This is a genomic window from Streptomyces sp. NPDC102437, assembly GCF_044765565.1.
Taxonomy (GTDB): Bacteria; Actinomycetota; Actinomycetes; order Streptomycetales; family Streptomycetaceae; genus Streptomyces.
In genome coordinates, this window is the sequence record NZ_JBIWKI010000001.1 from 432,869 (window position 1) to 448,691 (window position 15,823).

The following is a 15,823-nucleotide window of genomic DNA, read 5'->3' on the forward strand; positions in this document are numbered from 1 at the left end:
CGCCGCACCGACCGGGCCCCACGTCCTCTGGTCACGGGCGATCGCGCCGTGCTACGAAGGGTCATGCCCGCACCCGACAGCTATGACGCAGTGATCGTGGGCGGCGGCCACAACGGTCTGGTCGCCGCCGCCTACCTCGCCCGCGCCGGACAGTCCGTCCTGGTCCTGGAGCGGCTGGCCACCACCGGGGGAGCGGCCGTCTCGACCCGCCCCTTCGACGGGGTCGACGCCCGCCTGTCGCGCTACTCGTACCTGGTGTCCCTGCTCCCGAGGAAGATCGTCGACGATCTCGGACTGGACTTCGCGGTACGGAAGCGGACCGTCTCCTCGTACACCCCGACCGTGCGCGGCGGCCGCGCCACCGGGCTGCTCGTCGGCGGGGAGGGCACCCGGGAGTCCTTCGCCGCGCTCACCGGCTCCGACCGGGAGTACGAGGCGTGGCAGCGGTTCTACGGGATGACCCGGCACGTCGCCGAACGGGTCTTCCCGACCCTCACCGAACCGCTGCCCGGCCGCGATGCCCTGCGCGAGCGGATCGACGACCCGCAGGCCTGGCGGACGCTCTTCGAGGAGCCCATCGGCGTCGCCGTCGAGAAGAACTTCACCGACGACCTGGTACGCGGAGTCGTCCTCACAGACGCACTGATCGGCACCTTCGCCGACGCGCACGATCCGTCGCTGCTCCAGAACCGCTGCTTCCTCTACCACGTCATCGGCGGCTCCACCGGCGACTGGGACGTCCCCGTCGGCGGCATGGGCGCGCTCACCGACGCCCTGGCCCGCGCCGCCCGCGAGGCCGGGGCACAGATCCGGGTCAGGCACGAGGCGACCCGGATCGACACCGACGGAGCACGGGCCGAGGTCACCGTCCGCTCGCCCGAGGGCGAGCAGGTCGTCCCGGCCCGCAGGGTCCTGGTCAACGCCTCCCCGCAGGCGCTCGCCGCCCTCCTCGGGGACGAACCGCCCGCCCCGGCCGAGGGCGCCCAGCTGAAGGTGAACATGCTGCTCACCCGGCTGCCCCGGCTGCGCGACCGCTCCGTCGACCCGCGCGCGGCCTTCGCCGGGACGTTCCACATCGCCGAGGGGTACGGGCAGCTCGCCGACGCCTACCGCGACGCCGCGGCGGGCCGGCTGCCCGCCGCCCCGCCGTCGGAGATCTACTGCCACTCGCTGACCGACCCGTCGATCCTCGGTCCGGACCTCGCCGCCCGCGGCTATCAGACCCTCACCCTTTTCGGTCTGCACACCCCCGTCCGGCTCTTCGCCACCGACAACGCGGCGACCCGCGCCGAACTGCTCGCGGCGACGCTCGCCCAGCTCGACGCGCACCTGGACGAGCCGGTCACCGACTGCCTGGCCCGCGACGGGAACGGTGAGCCGTGCATCGAGGCGAAGACCCCGCTCGACCTGGAGCGGGATCTGCGGCTGCCCGGCGGTCACATCTTCCACCGGGACCTCGCCTTCCCCTACGCCACCGGGTCCACCGGCCGGTGGGGGGTGGAGACGGCACACGCCAATGTGCTGCTCTGCGGGGCCGGTGCGGTGCGCGGCGGCGGGGTCAGCGGGGTGCCCGGCCACAACGCCGCGATGGCGGCGCTGGGCCGGTGACCGGGGTCCGCTACCGGCCGAACACGCCCCGCAGCGCGCCGAGCTTGCGCGGCAGGTCGTACTCGGCACCGCCTTCGTGCCCGTTGTACGTGAACACCTCGATCTCGGCCGGACCCGCGTAGCGGTGGTAGGCGGCGAACACCGTGGACGATGGGCAGATCTTGTCCATCAGACCGACCGAGAACCACGCCGGGGCACTCGCCCGTGCCGCGAAGTTGACCCCGTCGAAGTAGGACAGCGTCTCCATCGCCTCGTCGATCCGGAAGCGGTGCCCGGACAGCCAGCGGGCGATCTCCGCGTAAGGCCCGGCGTCCGTGATCTGCGAGGCACGCCGGTAGTGGCACAGGAACGGCACATCGGCGACGGCGGCGACGATGTCGTCCCGCAGCCCGGCGACGGCCAGCGCGAGCCCGCCGCCCTGGCTGCCGCCGAGCACCGCCACCCGCGAGGCGTCCACCGCCTCGTGGGCCTTCGCCGCGTCCACCGCCCGCACCGCGTCCGTGATCAGCCGCCGGTAGTAGTGACGGTACGGGTCCTCGATGCCCCGGGTCAGGAAGCCGGGTGAGGAGGAGCCGTGCCCGTCCGGGCCGATGTCCGGGGTGTCCGCGGTGTTCTTGCCGCCGCCGCCCTGGCCCCGGTTGTCCATCACCAGATGGGCGTAGCCGAGCGCGCTCCAGGTCAGCCAGGAGTACGGGATGCCCCGGCCGCCGTTGTAGCCGATGTACTGCACCACGGCGGGCAGCGGGCCGGAACGCGTCTTCGGCAGCATCAGCCAGGCCTTCACCGGCTGGCCGCCCCACCCCCGGAACGTCACGTCGAACACGTCGACGGTCGCGAGCCCGGCGTCGTACGGGACGAACTCGGCGTCCAGGTCGTGGCGGGCCGTCTCGGTGAGCGTCTTCTCCCAGAAGGCGTCGAAGTCGGCCGGCTCCTCCGGTTCTGGCCGGTAGTCGCGCAGCCGGTCCAGAGGCATGTCGAACAGCAAGGGTCTAGCTCCTCTTCAGGGTGAGGTTGAGGGTTGCACCGTGGCGTCCGGTGGTGTCGGCGGTGATCCGGATGCCGCTGCCGGTGGAGCGGGCGCTCACGCCCGGATCGGCGGAGACGACGCTCAGGCCGCGCTGCGCCAGGTCCAGCACGACCGAGGACCGCAGCTGTGTCGGGTCGGACAGCGACACCTTCACCGTCTTCCCGTCCGGGCGCACCAGCACCGAGGCGGGGCCGTCCGAGGACAGCTCCTGCACGGTGCCGGCCGTCCAGAAGTTCGCGGCGACCAGCCCGTCCGCGCAGCGGCGCACCGCGTGCACGGCGGTGGAGCGGGCGATCAGCTTCACCGGCGGCGCGGCGGACCACTGCTTCGTCCGCTCGGCCGAGGCCGCCGGGGCCTGGAGCCAGAAGTAGCCGGCCCCGCTCGGGGCGGCGCCGTGGTCCTGCCAGAGCGTCAGGTACGGGCGGGTGACCGAGGTGTCCGTGCCGTACTTGAGGTTGATCTCGCGCCAGGTCGCGGTGCGGTCCTCGCGCAGACCGTTCAGCGTGACGGGCTCGGGGAAGACATAGCCGCCGGTTCCGGCCACATGCAGCCACCGCACCTTGTCGAGACGGGCCGACCAGCCGGCGTCCGTGGGCGCCGCCGTGCCGTTGACCAGCAGGGCGGCCTTCGGGTCGCGCAGCTTCCGGTTCTCCACGACCGTCTCGGCCGTGCCCGCGTCGGCGTCGATGCCCGAGCCGACGCAGGCGATCACGTCGTCCAGGCAGAACCAGCTCTTCAGCCCGTGCAGCGAACTGCCGTACGCGCGCAGCTCCATGCCGTACGCGCCGAGCGTCGTGCCCGGCAGCGCGGTGCCGCCCGCCCAGTCGGCCGTGCTGGTGGTGCGCTGCCCCGCCGCGTCCGCGGGGCGCCCGGCGATGACCGTGGTGCCGGGCAGCCGGGCCGGGTCGACGGTCGGCCAGTAGTCCTCGCTGTAGTGCCCGAGGTCGTCGGTGTAGAGCAGGACCATGCCGTCGGAGAGGTGCCAGGCATGCAGGTTCTCGTTCTGGATCGACTCGTAGTTGTAGATCCGGGACGAGTATGCGGAGATGCCGAGCGAGAAGGACGGCCGGCGGTGGGCCGCCTTGTCCATCCGCGGGTGCTGCTTGTGCGCGACCAGCGGCCCCCGGGCCGGCACCGGGGAGGCGATGACCTGCCGGGCGGCGACCAGCGAGGCCAGGTCGGTGACGGCCAGGAAGTCCCGGTAGGTGTCCTCCGCGATCCACTGCTTGACCAGGGCGGTGAACCGGTCGGCCGTCTCGCCGGGGAAGCTCGGGATGAGCCGCACCACCGCCTCGATGACGGTCTGCGCCGACACATGGCCCTGCTTGCTGGGGCGGGCGATCTCCCGCCCGCACACCGAGGCCATCACGTCGCCGCGCACCAGCAGCGGGTCGAAACCGTCGTACACCCAGCCGCGGATGTTGTCGAGGTCGGGGTCGGTGACCGCCCACGTGGTCCCGGCGAGGAGGTTCAGCAGCCGGGACAGGTTGTTCAGCAGCTCCTTGCCGTACCCGCCGTTGTACGGGTGCTTGTAGTGCTGGAGGAACGAACCGTCGGAGTAGAAGCCCTCGCCGGTGCCCGCCGCCGCGGCGCTCGCGTCGTTGAAGGCGAGGACGCTGTTGGCACCCGAACCCTCGACGTCCGAAAGAGCGTCACGGACCCGGGCGAGATCGTCGCCCGTGCCGCTGAGCACCGCGTTGACGGCGACCACGGTGGAGATCCACACCCGGTTGGCGCCGGTGGCGATCTGCCGGTCGGCCCGCCAGAGGTTCGGGTCGGGTGTGTAGTGCCGTACGGCCGCGGTGATCCGGCCCAGCCGCTCCGTGCCGAGCGCGTCGTACAGCAGCACGGTCGCGTCGTTGAGGGCGAGCGCGGAGCCGATCTCCCAGTCCCAGTCGTTGTCGAACCGGGTGTGTCCGGCGCCGTAGCGGTTGGTCAGCATCCAGTCGATGCCGGCCAGCAGCAGATCGCGCAGCGCGGTGTCGCCGTACTGCGGGGTGCCGGGGACGGCCCACGCGGTCGCGACCGTGGCGAGCCGTTTGAACGACGTCGTCACGTGGTTGGAGAGCGTGGTGCTGGTCAGATCGGGGAACAGCCCGTCGGTCCGGGCCGGGTCGAGGCCCTTGGCCGAGGTGGTCGCGGCCTTGCCGATCCTGGCCACGGCCGCAGCGATCTGCGGGTCCGTCAGGTCGAGGCCGGGGCCACCGGTGAGCAGGGTGTGCCAGCGGGTGCGCAGGGCGGTGGCGTCGTCGATGACGGAGGGCCCGTCCGCCGCGTGCGCGGTGGACGCGGCGGCGGTGAGCGTCAGCGGCAGCGCGGCGGCCGCGCCGATAGCCGCTGCACCGGCGAGAACGGTGCGGCGGGTGGTGCCTGGAGTGGTACCCGGGTTCGTCATGCGGCCCTCACAGGAGATTTCGGCGGTCTACGGCCGCTGCCAGCGCCGCATGACCGGAAGGATTGGGGTGGAGTCCGTCCCCGCTGTCGTACGCGGGCAGCAGCCGTGCCGGGTCTGCCGCATCGCGCAGTGCCGCGTCGAAGTCGACGACGGCGTCGAAGACCCGGCCGGTGCGCACCGCCGCGTTGATCCGCTGCCGCACCGCTTCGAGCTCCGGCGTCCAGCGGGTCCAGCCGCCGAACGGGGCGATGGTCGCGCCGACCGTCCGCAGCCCGGCGTTGCGGGCGCGCAGCACCAGCTGCCGGTAACCGGCCAGCACACGCGCCGGATCGGTCTGGCTCGGCGGCTGCTGGAGGTCGTTGACGCCGAGATGGACGAGTACGGTGCGCAGTCCGGGCAGCGACAGCACATCGCGGTCGAAGCGCGCCTGGCCGCCCGGCCCGAACCGGGCGTCGTCCAGCAGCAGCCGGTTGCCGCTGATGCCGAGATTGGCGACGGCGGAACCGGGGAGCCGCCTGGCCAGCTGGTCGGGCCAGCGCAGATCGGCGTCGTCGGGGGTGCCGACGCCCTCCGTGATGGAGTCGCCGAGCACCGCGACCACGGGCCCGTGGGCGCCCGTCACCTCGACGCCGGTCAGCAGGAACACCGAGGTGGTGCGCTCGCCGTCCACGGAGTGCGAGGCATGGGTGTTGCGGTGGAAGGAGAGCGGACCGGTGGGGCCGGGGAGCCTGGTCTCCACCGTCAGCCGCGCCCCCTCGGCGACCCGCAGTCCGGCGACCGCGTCGCTGGTCAGCGTGGATCCCGCGGCGAGCCACGCCTGCTGCCGCCCGCCGAAGGTCACCGGCAGGCCGCCCGCTGTCACCGGGCCGACGAGGACCGGGGCCGTGGCGAAGGCGTGCCCGTAGCGCAACCGGACGGTTCCGCCCGCGGAGAGCCGTACGTTGGTGACGCAGGTGCCGTCGGTCAGGCCGGCGCTCGCCACCGTGTCCGTGGCGGTGGGCGCGGTCTGCGCGGTCGACCAGGACGTCGTCCACCGCGATCGGCTCGCGCCGCCGCCCGATCGCTCGGCCGCCTGCGCCCCCGGCGCCGTGGCCGCGACCGCCGCCAGAGAGGCCGCAGCCGTCAGTACCCCGCGTCTCGCGGGTCCCCGCCCGGTCACTGGGGGCACGCACCCGTCGGGGCGTACTCGCTGCCGTAGGTGCCGACCGCGTCGCCACCGGTGTTGCCGCTCATGGTGTTGGTGCACACCGGACCTTGCGGGGTGCGCATGAACTTGATGCCGCCGCCCGCGTTACCGGTGATGGAGTTGCCGTAAACACTGGTGTCGATGCCGTCCGTCGCTGTGTCACCACCGAGCCGGATGCCCGCGCCGACGTTGTCGTGAATGGTGTTGTAGCGGAAGATGTTGCCGCTGCCGCGCGCGTCCAGGCCGCCGGAGCTGGAGTCCTTCTGACCGCTGCAGTCGTTGTACTCGACGTAGTTGTTGGTCGAGTTCTCCTTCACGTCGACACACTCGTTGCCCTGGGTGGCGATGGTGTTGTGATGGATGCGGTTGTTCTTGCTGATGTCGGGGGCCGCGTCCGGGGCGCCGTTCGCCCCCTGCTGCTCCGGGGCCGTGCCGAGGTAGATGCCCTCGCCGTTCTTGCCGCCGCCGCCGAACTTGAAGTCGGCGACCCCGCAGTTGGTGATCGTGTTGTCGGAGATGTCCGCCCCGGTCACCAGGTAGCGCACCCGAAGACACTCGTCGGCGGCGTTCTTCAGCGTCATCCCGGTGATCCGCAGCGCGCCCACCCCGTTGCCGGGAGTCGTGCTCATGACATAGATGAGTTTCAGGCGGTACCCCGACACGTCGCCGGACGACCCGTGCAGCCCGTCCACGGTGAAGCCGCTGAGCGTCGTCGAGTCGTGCTGCACCTGGATGATCCGGGCGTCGCCGGCCCCCTTCACCACGGCGTTCGCCGGACCGGTGATGGTGACGCCGGAACGCTTGGTCACGACGTCCTGCTTGTACGTACCGGCGGCGAGGTTGACCACCGCGCCCGTCGGCGCCAGGTCGACCGCCTTCTGGATCGTGGCGAGCGGGGCGCCCGCCGACGTACCGGCGTTGGAGTCGCTGCCGGACGGCGACACGTAGTACGCGGTGGCGGCCTCGGCGGCCACCGACGGCGGGGGGAAGGCGAGCGGTGCGCCGGCGGCGAGCGCGGCGACGAGGGTGGTGCGCAGTACACGGCTCATGGGGTGTGCCTCCTGGGGTCTGCGAAGGACAGAGCGAGCAGTACGGGGATGCTGGGGCCGAGGAGCAGGGGTCCCAGCGGTACGACGAGGGAGATCAGCGCGGCGGAGACCACCGAGCCGAGCAGTGCGGTGCCACGGGCCGCCGAGCCGAAGCCGAGGGCCAGCGCACCGCGCGACCAGGTGCGGACCGTGCCGCGCGGCGAGCGGCCCGCCTCGGCCGCGAGCGCCACATGGTGGATCGTGAGCGCGGCCGCGATGCCCACCTGCGCGGCGAGCAGCACGAACGTCCACGGCTGCGGCCGGCCCAGCAGATGGACGATGTTGGCGGCCAGGACGATGCCCGCCGCGGTGGACGCCAGGCTGTGGCGCCACAGGGACCGCCAGTACTGCGGGAAGGCGGCGAAGGTGTTGGTGAAGCAGCGGCTGTCGCCCTCCGCCCGCCACCGCTGGAGGGCGTGCCCCATCGCGGCGAGCGCGGGGAGCCAGGTCACGACACCGAGCGAAAGCAGGGTGAAGGCGGCCCCGGCGGCCGCCGGGTAGGCCACGAACTCCAGCCGCCGCAGCAGCGTCGGCCAGCCGGACGAGAGGGTTGCCTGCATCGTGATCAGCCGACCTTTCCGGTGTACGGCTCCGGGACATCGAGCAGCACGCGGCCGCCCAGCTCCAGCCGGGTGGCCGCCACCACGTACGGGGCTGAGCCCTCGGCCCCGAGCAGCACCGCCGCCGCGTCGGCCGACACCGAGGCGGTACGGATCCGGCGCGCGACGGGGGAGAGGAGCACGGTCTCCGCGCCGAGCGCGACGCCCTGGCCGTGCGCGCACTCCACCCGCTCGGCCAAAGCCGGTGCCGGGCCCGGGACGATCGCGGTGAGGAAGAGCGCCTGTGCCGAGGGCGCGGTCGTCGCACGCAGCGTGTGCAGCGTGCGGGTGAGGCGCAGCTCCGGCGTGCTCGACGTCGGGTTCGCCTCGACCTCGGTGGCCTCGGAGACGACCGAGGCGTCCTGCGGCGCGAACCGCCGCACCAGGGCACAGGCCGCCCCGGACCGGATCAGCCGGCCACCGTCCGGCCCGAGTCCGGTGGGCCGGTCGGTCTGGAGCAGGAACGACCACTCCCGCTCCGTGTCCGCCTCGGCGAGGTCCAGCAGCACGAGCCGCCCCGCCGGGGTGAACACCAGCGTCCGGTCCAGCCGCCGCACGCCGAGCGCGGGGTCGTACATCGCGGCGATCTCCGCCGTGGCATGCGCCCACCCGAAGTCGGGACCGGCGAGCACATCGCGCTGCCGGGCCTGCCGCTCGTACGGGATGTCCTTGTAGACGTGGTAGCGGTCCTCGTCCGCGTACCCCTGGCCGTCCACCAGCAGCAGATTGTGATGTGCGGCCCGCTTGCGGTTGCTGTAACCCTCGTCGACCGCGAGGAACGCACCCTGCGACACCAGCACGAACGAGCCCGAATCGGGGTGGTGGTGGCCCTGGTTGAGGGTCTCCCAGCCCAGTTCCGCCCGGTGCTTCGCGGAGGTCTCCCACGCCTTGTGGCCACCGCCGGGGCTCGCCTTGAACGAGACGAGCGTGGCGTCGTCGTCCCATCCGGTGCGGGCCGCGAGCAGCCCGAGATCCGGGAAGAACGCCCGGGTCTCGGTGGGACGGGCACCGGCCACGGACGGGTCGTACCAGAGGTATTCGAGATACGCCTCCGGCAGGATCCCCGGCCGCACCCCACTCTCCGCCGCCTCCTGCCACAGCAGTTCACCCGAGGCGAGATCGCCCAGCCACTGCGCCTGGGGAATCCCGTACTGCGCCGCGAGCCGGTAGTACAGGCCGGCGCTGTGTCCGCTGCGCCGGTCGTGGCAGTCGCCGTGGTCGACGTTGAACGCGAAGCCGGGAGCCAGCTGGTGCAGCCGGTAGCGGAAGGTGTTCGTGAGGAAGCCGCCCCGACCCCACCAGTCGATGCCCTCCGCCTCCTGGAGGAGGTCCAGGTGGATGGCGAGGAAGGGTACTCCGTAGCGCCAGTAGACGACCCCTTCCGCGTGCGAACCGTCGTCCGGCATCAGATCGAGGACCGTACCGAGGTTGTCCTTGGCGCGCTCGGTCCACTCCTCCTTGCCCAGCACGTAACCGGCCGTCGCCAGACCGGCGTAACAGATCCAGTTGTGGTTCTGCCAGTACGACGACGACCACCACCGGCCCTCGCTCGCCACTGCGAACTCGTACATCCGCCGCCCCTGGAGCAGCAGCTTGTACCGCAGCAGCGCCCGCACCCCGTCCGGCAGATCGTCTCCGATCCACCGGTAGGCGAGCGAGAGATGGTGCAGCAGCCAGCCGGCGTCCAGGTCATGGTCCGGCATATGGGCCTTGCCCCAGTGCGGCAGCCTGACCGCGGCCTCGATCCAGCGCCGGCTTTCCGCCAGATGGACCGGATCGCCGCCCACCCGGTAGGCCAGCGCCGGGTTGGAGGCGGCGGGGCCGAGCCAGGTGATGCTGGCCAGGGGATGCGTACGCGGCGGGGTCAGCCCGCGGTGGCGGGCGGCCTCCTCGTACAGCCGCGCCTGCTGTGCGGGGCGCGGGCCGGGCGGCGGGGTCGCCGAGAGCAACAAGGGTCAGTCCTCCGTCCGGAACCGTGCGCTGCCGCCGTCGGTCAGCGAGACCGTCAGCACCCCGTCACCGTCCAGCTGCACATCGGCCACGGCGGGCCCGGCCGCCGCCGCCTGGTACACCGATGCGAAGGTGACCTCCTGCGACCGCGCGGTGAAGTCGACCCGGGTGCGCACCCGCTGCGGGTCGTCGGCCGGACCCGGGCCCGGCCGGGAGACCGGACGCACGGTCGCACCGGGGGTGTGGGTGTGCCAGCCGTGCAGGGTCTCGTCGCCGTACCAGGTGGTGCGGACCTCGCCCGAGGCCTGGAGCTGGACGTCCAGCGCGACACCCGGGCGCAGCTGCGCGGTGAGGCGCCGCTCGTCCTCGGCCCGCACCGTCAGCAGATCGACCAGATAGCCGTCACCGAGCACCACCCGGCGCACCGCGCGCACACCCTCGTACGCGGTCGTCACCTCGGCGGTCACGGACGAACCGTCCGAGCCGAGCAGCCGCCCGGTGCACTCGGCCTGTTCGCAGCCGTCCACCCGGAACGCCGGATGGGCCTCGGCAGATGCGTACAGATCACGGAACTCGGCGTGCGCGTAGGGCACTTGGCCGGGATCCGGCTGCCATGGGGTGGTGTCGCCGTACAGATACAGCGACAGCTTGTCGCGATGGCCGTGCGAACCGCCGTGCGGACCGAAGTCCAGCAGCGCGTGGACGCCCGCGTGGTGCAGCACCGCGTATCCGGCGGCCGGAAACACCGTCACCGGACCGGGGGCGGGGCGCTGCGGCAGCGGCGGGCCGGCGAACCAGCCGTCCAGCTCCCGGTCCAGCCCGTCGTCCTGCGCGCCGAGCTCGGCACGGGCCCGGCCGGCCACCGCCTCAAGAGCCGGTGAAGGCACCAACTGCTGGGCCAGCGCCACGAGTTCGAGCCACTCCAGAGCGAGCGGACCACGCAGATACGGGCCGTCGTGCAGCGCCGGCAGGATGCCGCCCGGCGTGGCGATCGCCGCCAGCACATCCGTCATCCCGGCCAGCACGTCCACCACGTCCGACGGCACGGCCGCGGGGTCGGTGCCCCGCAGCGCCAGCAGCGCCGCCCGCAGCACGAACCCGTGGTAGTACGTGCTGCCCTCCCACTCCCAGCCGTCATCGGCGACCGCGACCCGCAGATGCGCGTACAGCCCGTGCTCGCCCTCCAGCCACTGCCCGGCACCGTCCCACTCCTGGCCACGGGCCGCCGCAGCGCCCCGGCTCGCCGCCACACCGGCCGCGTTGAGCCACGCGGTGTAGTTGGAGGCGAGGTGGCCCTGACCGGTGAGCACGTCCCGGGCGTCGAGAGCGGCCCGCTCCAGCGCGTCCAGCAGCGGCAGCACCGGCGCCAGGTCCTCGGTCGACTGCTCGGCGAGCGTGATCACGGCGTGCCCGACGTTCACCGCCCAGATGGCGTCGGTCAGCGCCTGGTGGAAGAGCCGGCCGCGCAGCATCCAGGACTGGGCCTCGCCGTGTCGCTCGGTGGCCAGCGAGGCGTACAGTCCCGCGTACTCCACCAGCCGCGACACGGACTCGGCGCGCTCCTTGCGGTGGGCGAGCACCCGCAGGTGCCGCGCCCACGCCTGGTGCGAGAGCACCAGCCAGGCGCCGCGCACCGCCTCGTCGTCCACCCGGCAGCCGTACGCGCAGCGCGCACCGCCCTCGGGGAACACCCCGCAGAGCAGGTCACCGTGGTCGAGCTCCACGCCGTGCGCCGGGCAGACGTACGCGTGCCACCAGCCGCCCCGCTCCCGGGCGATCCGCCTCAACGCGGCCACACGCCACCGTCGATGTCCACCGTGGTGGCGGTGAGGAAGCCGGACGACGGCGACGCCAGGTGGACGACCGCGGCGCCGACGTCCTCGGGGGTGCCGGCCCGGCCGACCGGGATGCCGGCCTCCATCGCCTGCTGCGCCTCGGGCGCGGTGAACGTGTCGTGGAAGGCGGTGCCCTTGATGAAGCCGGGCGCGACGGCGTTGACAGTGATGCCGGTGGAACCGAGCTCCTTGGCCAGGCCCTTGGTGAAGCCGCGCACACCGGCCTTGGCCGCCGCGTAGGCCACCGAGCCGGGGCCGCCGCCGTTGTGCGCGGCCAGCGAGGCCATCGTGATGATGCGGCCGGCCGACGACTGCTTCAGGTGGGGGATCGCGGCGCGCACGGTGCGGAACGTGGACGTCAGATTGGTGGAGAGGACCTGGTCGAAGTGGTCGTCGGTCATCTCGGCGATGGTGGCCCGGCCGATCAGATGACCCGCGTTGCAGACCAGCACGTCCAGCCCGCCGAGGAAGCCGGTCGCCTCTTCGACGAGCCGGTCCACATCGCCGGTCACCGTGACATCGGCCTTGAACGCCTTCGCCCGGCGGCCCAGCGCCTCGATCGCGGCGACCGTTTTCGTGGCCTCGTCGGCGGAGGAGTGGTAGTGGACGGCGACGTCCGCGCCGGCCTCGGCGAGCGCGACGGCGATGGCGCGGCCGATGCCGTGGCCCGCTCCTGTCACCAGTGCGCGGGAGCCGTTGAGATCAGCAGACATGGAGTAAGTACCTTTCGAAGAACGGTCGTTCGGGCGACAGTCGGTGACGTGGGGCCTGATCCGGTCACGGGGACCGGCGCCGGTCACTTGAGACCGGCGGTCGCGAAGCCCTGCACGAAGTAGCGCTGGCCGATGAGGAAGAGAATGACCATGGGCAGGGTGGCCAGCGTGGTGCCGGCCATCAGGAAGTGCCACTGGGGGCCGTTCTCCGTCTTGAAGACGGAGAGTCCCACCTGGATCACCCGCAGGCTGTCCGTGCGGGTCACCAGCAGCGGCCAGAGGAAGTTGTTCCACGACGACTCGAAGGTCAGCAGCGCCACCGTGGTGAGCGCGGGCTTGACCTGCGGCGTCATGATCCGGGCGTAGATCCGGAACTCGCCCAGACCGTCGAGCCTGGCCGCCTCCTCCAACTCCACCGGAAGGTCCAGATAGAACTGGCGGAAGAGGAAGACCGCGAACGGGGTGACGGCGCCAGGAACGATCAGCGCCCACCAGGAGTCCAGCCAGCCGCTGCCGCCCTGGCCGAAGATGTCGTTCCCTCCGGCCAGCGGCATGAAGCGGACGATCAGGAACTCCGGCAGCACCTTGGTGTACGTGGGGATCATCAGCGCGGCGATGAAGAGGTAGAAGATGACCTCGCTGCCCCGGAACTTGATCCGGGCCAGCGAGTACCCGGCCATCGACGCCACGACCACGTTGATGAGGGTGTGGCTGAAGGCGATGATGAAGCTGTTGCGCGCGTACGTCGCGAACGGCGCCGCCTTCAGTGCGTCGATGTAGTTCCCGAAATCCCAGTGTTCCGGCAGCAGTCCGGCGTCCTGGGAGGCGATCTCCACCGGGGTCTTGAGCGAGGTGAGCACCATCCAGACGAACGGCACCACCATCAGCAGCGAGACGACGGTGAGGGTCACGTAGAGCGCGATCCGGCCGGCGGTGAGCGGCTTGCCGTTCTTCACCGGTCGGGACTTGCGCGTGGCCCCCGGCGCGTGCAGCTCAGTTGTGGCCACGGGTGCCTCCCATGATCCGCCGGTTGACCAGGGTGAAGCCCATCAGCAGCACGAACAGCACCAGTGACTGCGCGGAGGCGTACCCGATGCGGAACTCCCGGAAGGCGGACTTGTAGATCTCGAACGTCATCATCGTGGTGCTGTTGCCCGGTCCGCCGTCGGTCAGGATGTAGATCTGGTCGAAGGACTGGAACGCGCTGATCATCGACGTGATGAGGACGAAGAACGTCGCGGGTTTCAGCAGCGGCAGAGTGATCGAGAAGAATTGGCGCACCTTGGACGCGCCGTCCACCGAAGCCGCCTCGTACAGCTCCTTCGGCAGGGACTGCAGCGCGGCCAAGTAGATGAGCATCTTCATGCCGATGCCCTGCCAGATGCCGACCAGGATCACCGAGGGCATCGCCCACGTGGTCGACGAGAGCCAGGCCGGGCCTTCGATCCCGAGGAAGGACAGGAGTGTGTTCAGCAGCCCGTTGCCAGGGTTGTAGATCCACAGCCAGACCAGCGCGATCGCGACGGTCGCCGTCACCTGGGGAATGAAGACCGCGGTACGGAAGATGCCCCTGGCCTTCAGGCCGGTGTGCAGTGCCAGGGCGATGAGCAGCCCCAGCGCCATGCCGAACGGCACGGTGAAGAAGGTGTAGATGATTGTGTTGACGACGGACTTGCGGAAGACCGCGTCGCCCATCATCTCGCTGAAGTTGTCCAGGCCCACGAACTGCGGCGCCGTCAGCACGTCGTACTTCGTGAAGGCAAGGACCACCGATGCGAGGACCGGCAGGCCGATCCAGAGCGAGGCATGCAGCAGCGCGGGCGCCACCATCAGCATGCCGGCGCGTTGCCTGCGGCGCCCCGGCCCCGTCGGGGCCCGGCCGGAGCGCTTCTTGGGGACCGTGCGCCCGGCCGGGGCGGAGGGCGGCGCGGGGCGCGCCTTCAATACGGATGTAGCTCCCACAGTGACGGGTCCTTACATCCGGCCGATCGCGGCCTCGGCGAGCCGGCCGAGTTCAGCGATGGCGTCCTTCGCCGACTGGTTGCCCACGATCGCGGGCTCCAGCGTGGGCTTGATCTTCTCGCGGATCTCCATCCAGGCGGTGGTGCCGCCCTCGGAGCACGCGTCGCCCATGCTCTGCAGGGAGAGATCGACGAACTTGTTCTCCTTCACGTACGAGGAGTTGTTGAGGTCCTTCAGACCGGGCACCGAACCACGCTGCTTGGCCGCACCGAGGATCGACTCGGGCGAGGCGAGGTACTCGACGAGCGCGCGGGCCGCCGCGGGGTGCTTGGAAGTGGCGGACTGGGTGACGAGGGTGCCGCCCTGGAGCATCGCGGGCTTGCGGTTGGCGAGGACGAACGCTCCGAGCTTGTCGTCCTTGATCAGGTCCGGCGTCTGTTCCCCGACCTGGGTCCACAGGGCACTGGACGTCATCATCATCGACGCCTTGCCGGTCTGCACGTTGGTCGGGGCGCCGAGCTCCGTCTTCTTGGCGTAGTCGGCGGAGCCGTCCTTGATCAGGTCCTTGAAGAACTGCAGCGACTCGACCCCGCGGGCGTCGGTGAACAGCACCTTCTTGCCGTCCTCGCTGAACAGCTGGCCCCCGTTGGCGAAGAGGAAGGTCTCCCAGCACTGGCGCAGATGGATGGAGAACGGGTCGAACCCGATCCGGCCGTTCTTGGTCAGCTGCTTGGCCACGGCGCGCAGTTCGGCCCAGTTCGCCGGGGTCTTCTTGATGCCGGCCTCGGCGAAGTGGTCCTTGCGGTAGACGACGATGCGGGTGTCGAGGACGACCGGCAGCGCGTACAGCTTGCCGTCGTACCGGGACGGCTCCAGCACCCGCTTCTCGTAGTCGTGCGCGGTGGCGAACTTCTCGGGCAGCTCCGCGATCGCCTTCTTCGCGGCGAACGGCGGGATCCAGCCCACGCCCATCATCAGCACGTCGGGCAGCAGACCGCCCGCGAGCCCCGTGGTGATCTTCTCGTTGAGCTGGTCGTACGTGGTGTAGTCCACGTTCACCTTGACGTCCGGGTACTTCTTCCGGAAGCCGCCGAGTATCTCCTTCTCCAACAGCGTCTTGCCGTCGGCACCTTCGTAGATCGGGGTGAGCAGAGTGATCTCACCCTCGGCGGGGCCTTCGGCGGAGCCGGCCGTCGAAGTACCGGTACCGCACGCGCCGAGCGCGGCGACAGCGGATCCGGCGCCGATGGCGGCAAGCAGCGACCGTCGGTTGAGTTGCATGGGACACCCCTTTTGAGGTGGAGACTGTGGACCGATCCAGCGATGAGTCCCGGCCATGGCTGGGAAGTGCTGGTAAATCGATGCACTGATGCTAGGAACGTCGTGAGAGCGACGTCAACAGCTGATGCACATGAATTTTCAGGGATGTTAACGGTGTACCGGTAAACGAAGTTCAGTAA

Annotated in this window: 12 protein-coding genes; 1 reads left to right on the forward strand and 11 read right to left on the reverse strand. The window is 71.1% G+C overall.

What is annotated here, in order from left to right; genetic code table 11:
* The first annotated feature begins 63 nt into the window (after positions 1–63).
* The gene (locus ACIRJP_RS01930) at positions 64–1,608 is read left to right on the forward strand and encodes a phytoene desaturase family protein (protein WP_404167161.1); all 1,545 of its coding nucleotides are present in this window, start codon (positions 64–66) and stop codon (positions 1,606–1,608) included.
* A 10-nt stretch (positions 1,609–1,618) separates the two neighbouring features.
* Here the strand turns inward: ACIRJP_RS01930 and ACIRJP_RS01935 are convergent, their stop codons facing one another.
* From ACIRJP_RS01935 to ACIRJP_RS01985, 11 genes are all read right to left on the reverse strand, one after another.
* Positions 1,619–2,593 (reverse strand): acetylxylan esterase, encoded by a 975-nt coding sequence (locus ACIRJP_RS01935; protein ID WP_404167163.1) that lies wholly within the window; start codon positions 2,591–2,593, stop codon positions 1,619–1,621.
* A 4-nt stretch (positions 2,594–2,597) separates the two neighbouring features.
* Positions 2,598–5,030 (reverse strand): polysaccharide lyase 8 family protein, encoded by a 2,433-nt coding sequence (locus tag ACIRJP_RS01940; protein WP_404167165.1) that lies wholly within the window; start codon positions 5,028–5,030, stop codon positions 2,598–2,600.
* A gap of 7 nt (positions 5,031–5,037) precedes the next feature.
* The gene (locus ACIRJP_RS01945) at positions 5,038–6,189 is read right to left on the reverse strand and encodes an SGNH/GDSL hydrolase family protein (protein WP_404167167.1); all 1,152 of its coding nucleotides are present in this window, start codon (positions 6,187–6,189) and stop codon (positions 5,038–5,040) included.
* Complete coding sequence (locus tag ACIRJP_RS01950) at positions 6,186–7,265, reverse strand: DUF1565 domain-containing protein (protein WP_404167169.1); 1,080 nt, start codon at positions 7,263–7,265, stop codon at positions 6,186–6,188. The genes ACIRJP_RS01945 and ACIRJP_RS01950 overlap by 4 nt, the downstream gene beginning before the upstream one ends.
* Positions 7,262–7,864, reverse strand: coding sequence for a DUF624 domain-containing protein (locus ACIRJP_RS01955; protein ID WP_404167171.1), 603 nt, complete (start codon positions 7,862–7,864; stop codon positions 7,262–7,264). The genes ACIRJP_RS01950 and ACIRJP_RS01955 overlap by 4 nt, the downstream gene beginning before the upstream one ends.
* 5 nt (positions 7,865–7,869) lie before the next feature.
* Positions 7,870–9,855, reverse strand: coding sequence for a hypothetical protein (locus ACIRJP_RS01960; protein WP_404167173.1), 1,986 nt, complete (start codon positions 9,853–9,855; stop codon positions 7,870–7,872).
* A gap of 3 nt (positions 9,856–9,858) precedes the next feature.
* Positions 9,859–11,649, reverse strand: coding sequence for a heparinase II/III family protein (locus ACIRJP_RS01965; RefSeq protein ID WP_404167175.1), 1,791 nt, complete (start codon positions 11,647–11,649; stop codon positions 9,859–9,861).
* Positions 11,637–12,401, reverse strand: coding sequence for an SDR family NAD(P)-dependent oxidoreductase (locus tag ACIRJP_RS01970; protein WP_351258679.1), 765 nt, complete (start codon positions 12,399–12,401; stop codon positions 11,637–11,639). The genes ACIRJP_RS01965 and ACIRJP_RS01970 overlap by 13 nt, the downstream gene beginning before the upstream one ends.
* Positions 12,402–12,484: 83 nt before the next feature.
* Positions 12,485–13,408 carry a carbohydrate ABC transporter permease gene (locus tag ACIRJP_RS01975; RefSeq protein ID WP_404167176.1) on the reverse strand — a complete coding sequence of 308 codons (924 nt, stop codon included), beginning with the start codon at positions 13,406–13,408 and terminating at the stop codon, positions 12,485–12,487.
* Positions 13,395–14,363, reverse strand: coding sequence for a carbohydrate ABC transporter permease (locus ACIRJP_RS01980; RefSeq protein ID WP_404167178.1), 969 nt, complete (start codon positions 14,361–14,363; stop codon positions 13,395–13,397). The genes ACIRJP_RS01975 and ACIRJP_RS01980 overlap by 14 nt, the downstream gene beginning before the upstream one ends.
* Before the next feature lie 12 nt (positions 14,364–14,375).
* Positions 14,376–15,644 (reverse strand): ABC transporter substrate-binding protein, encoded by a 1,269-nt coding sequence (locus ACIRJP_RS01985; RefSeq protein WP_404167180.1) that lies wholly within the window; start codon positions 15,642–15,644, stop codon positions 14,376–14,378.
* Positions 15,645–15,823 lie beyond the last annotated feature (179 nt).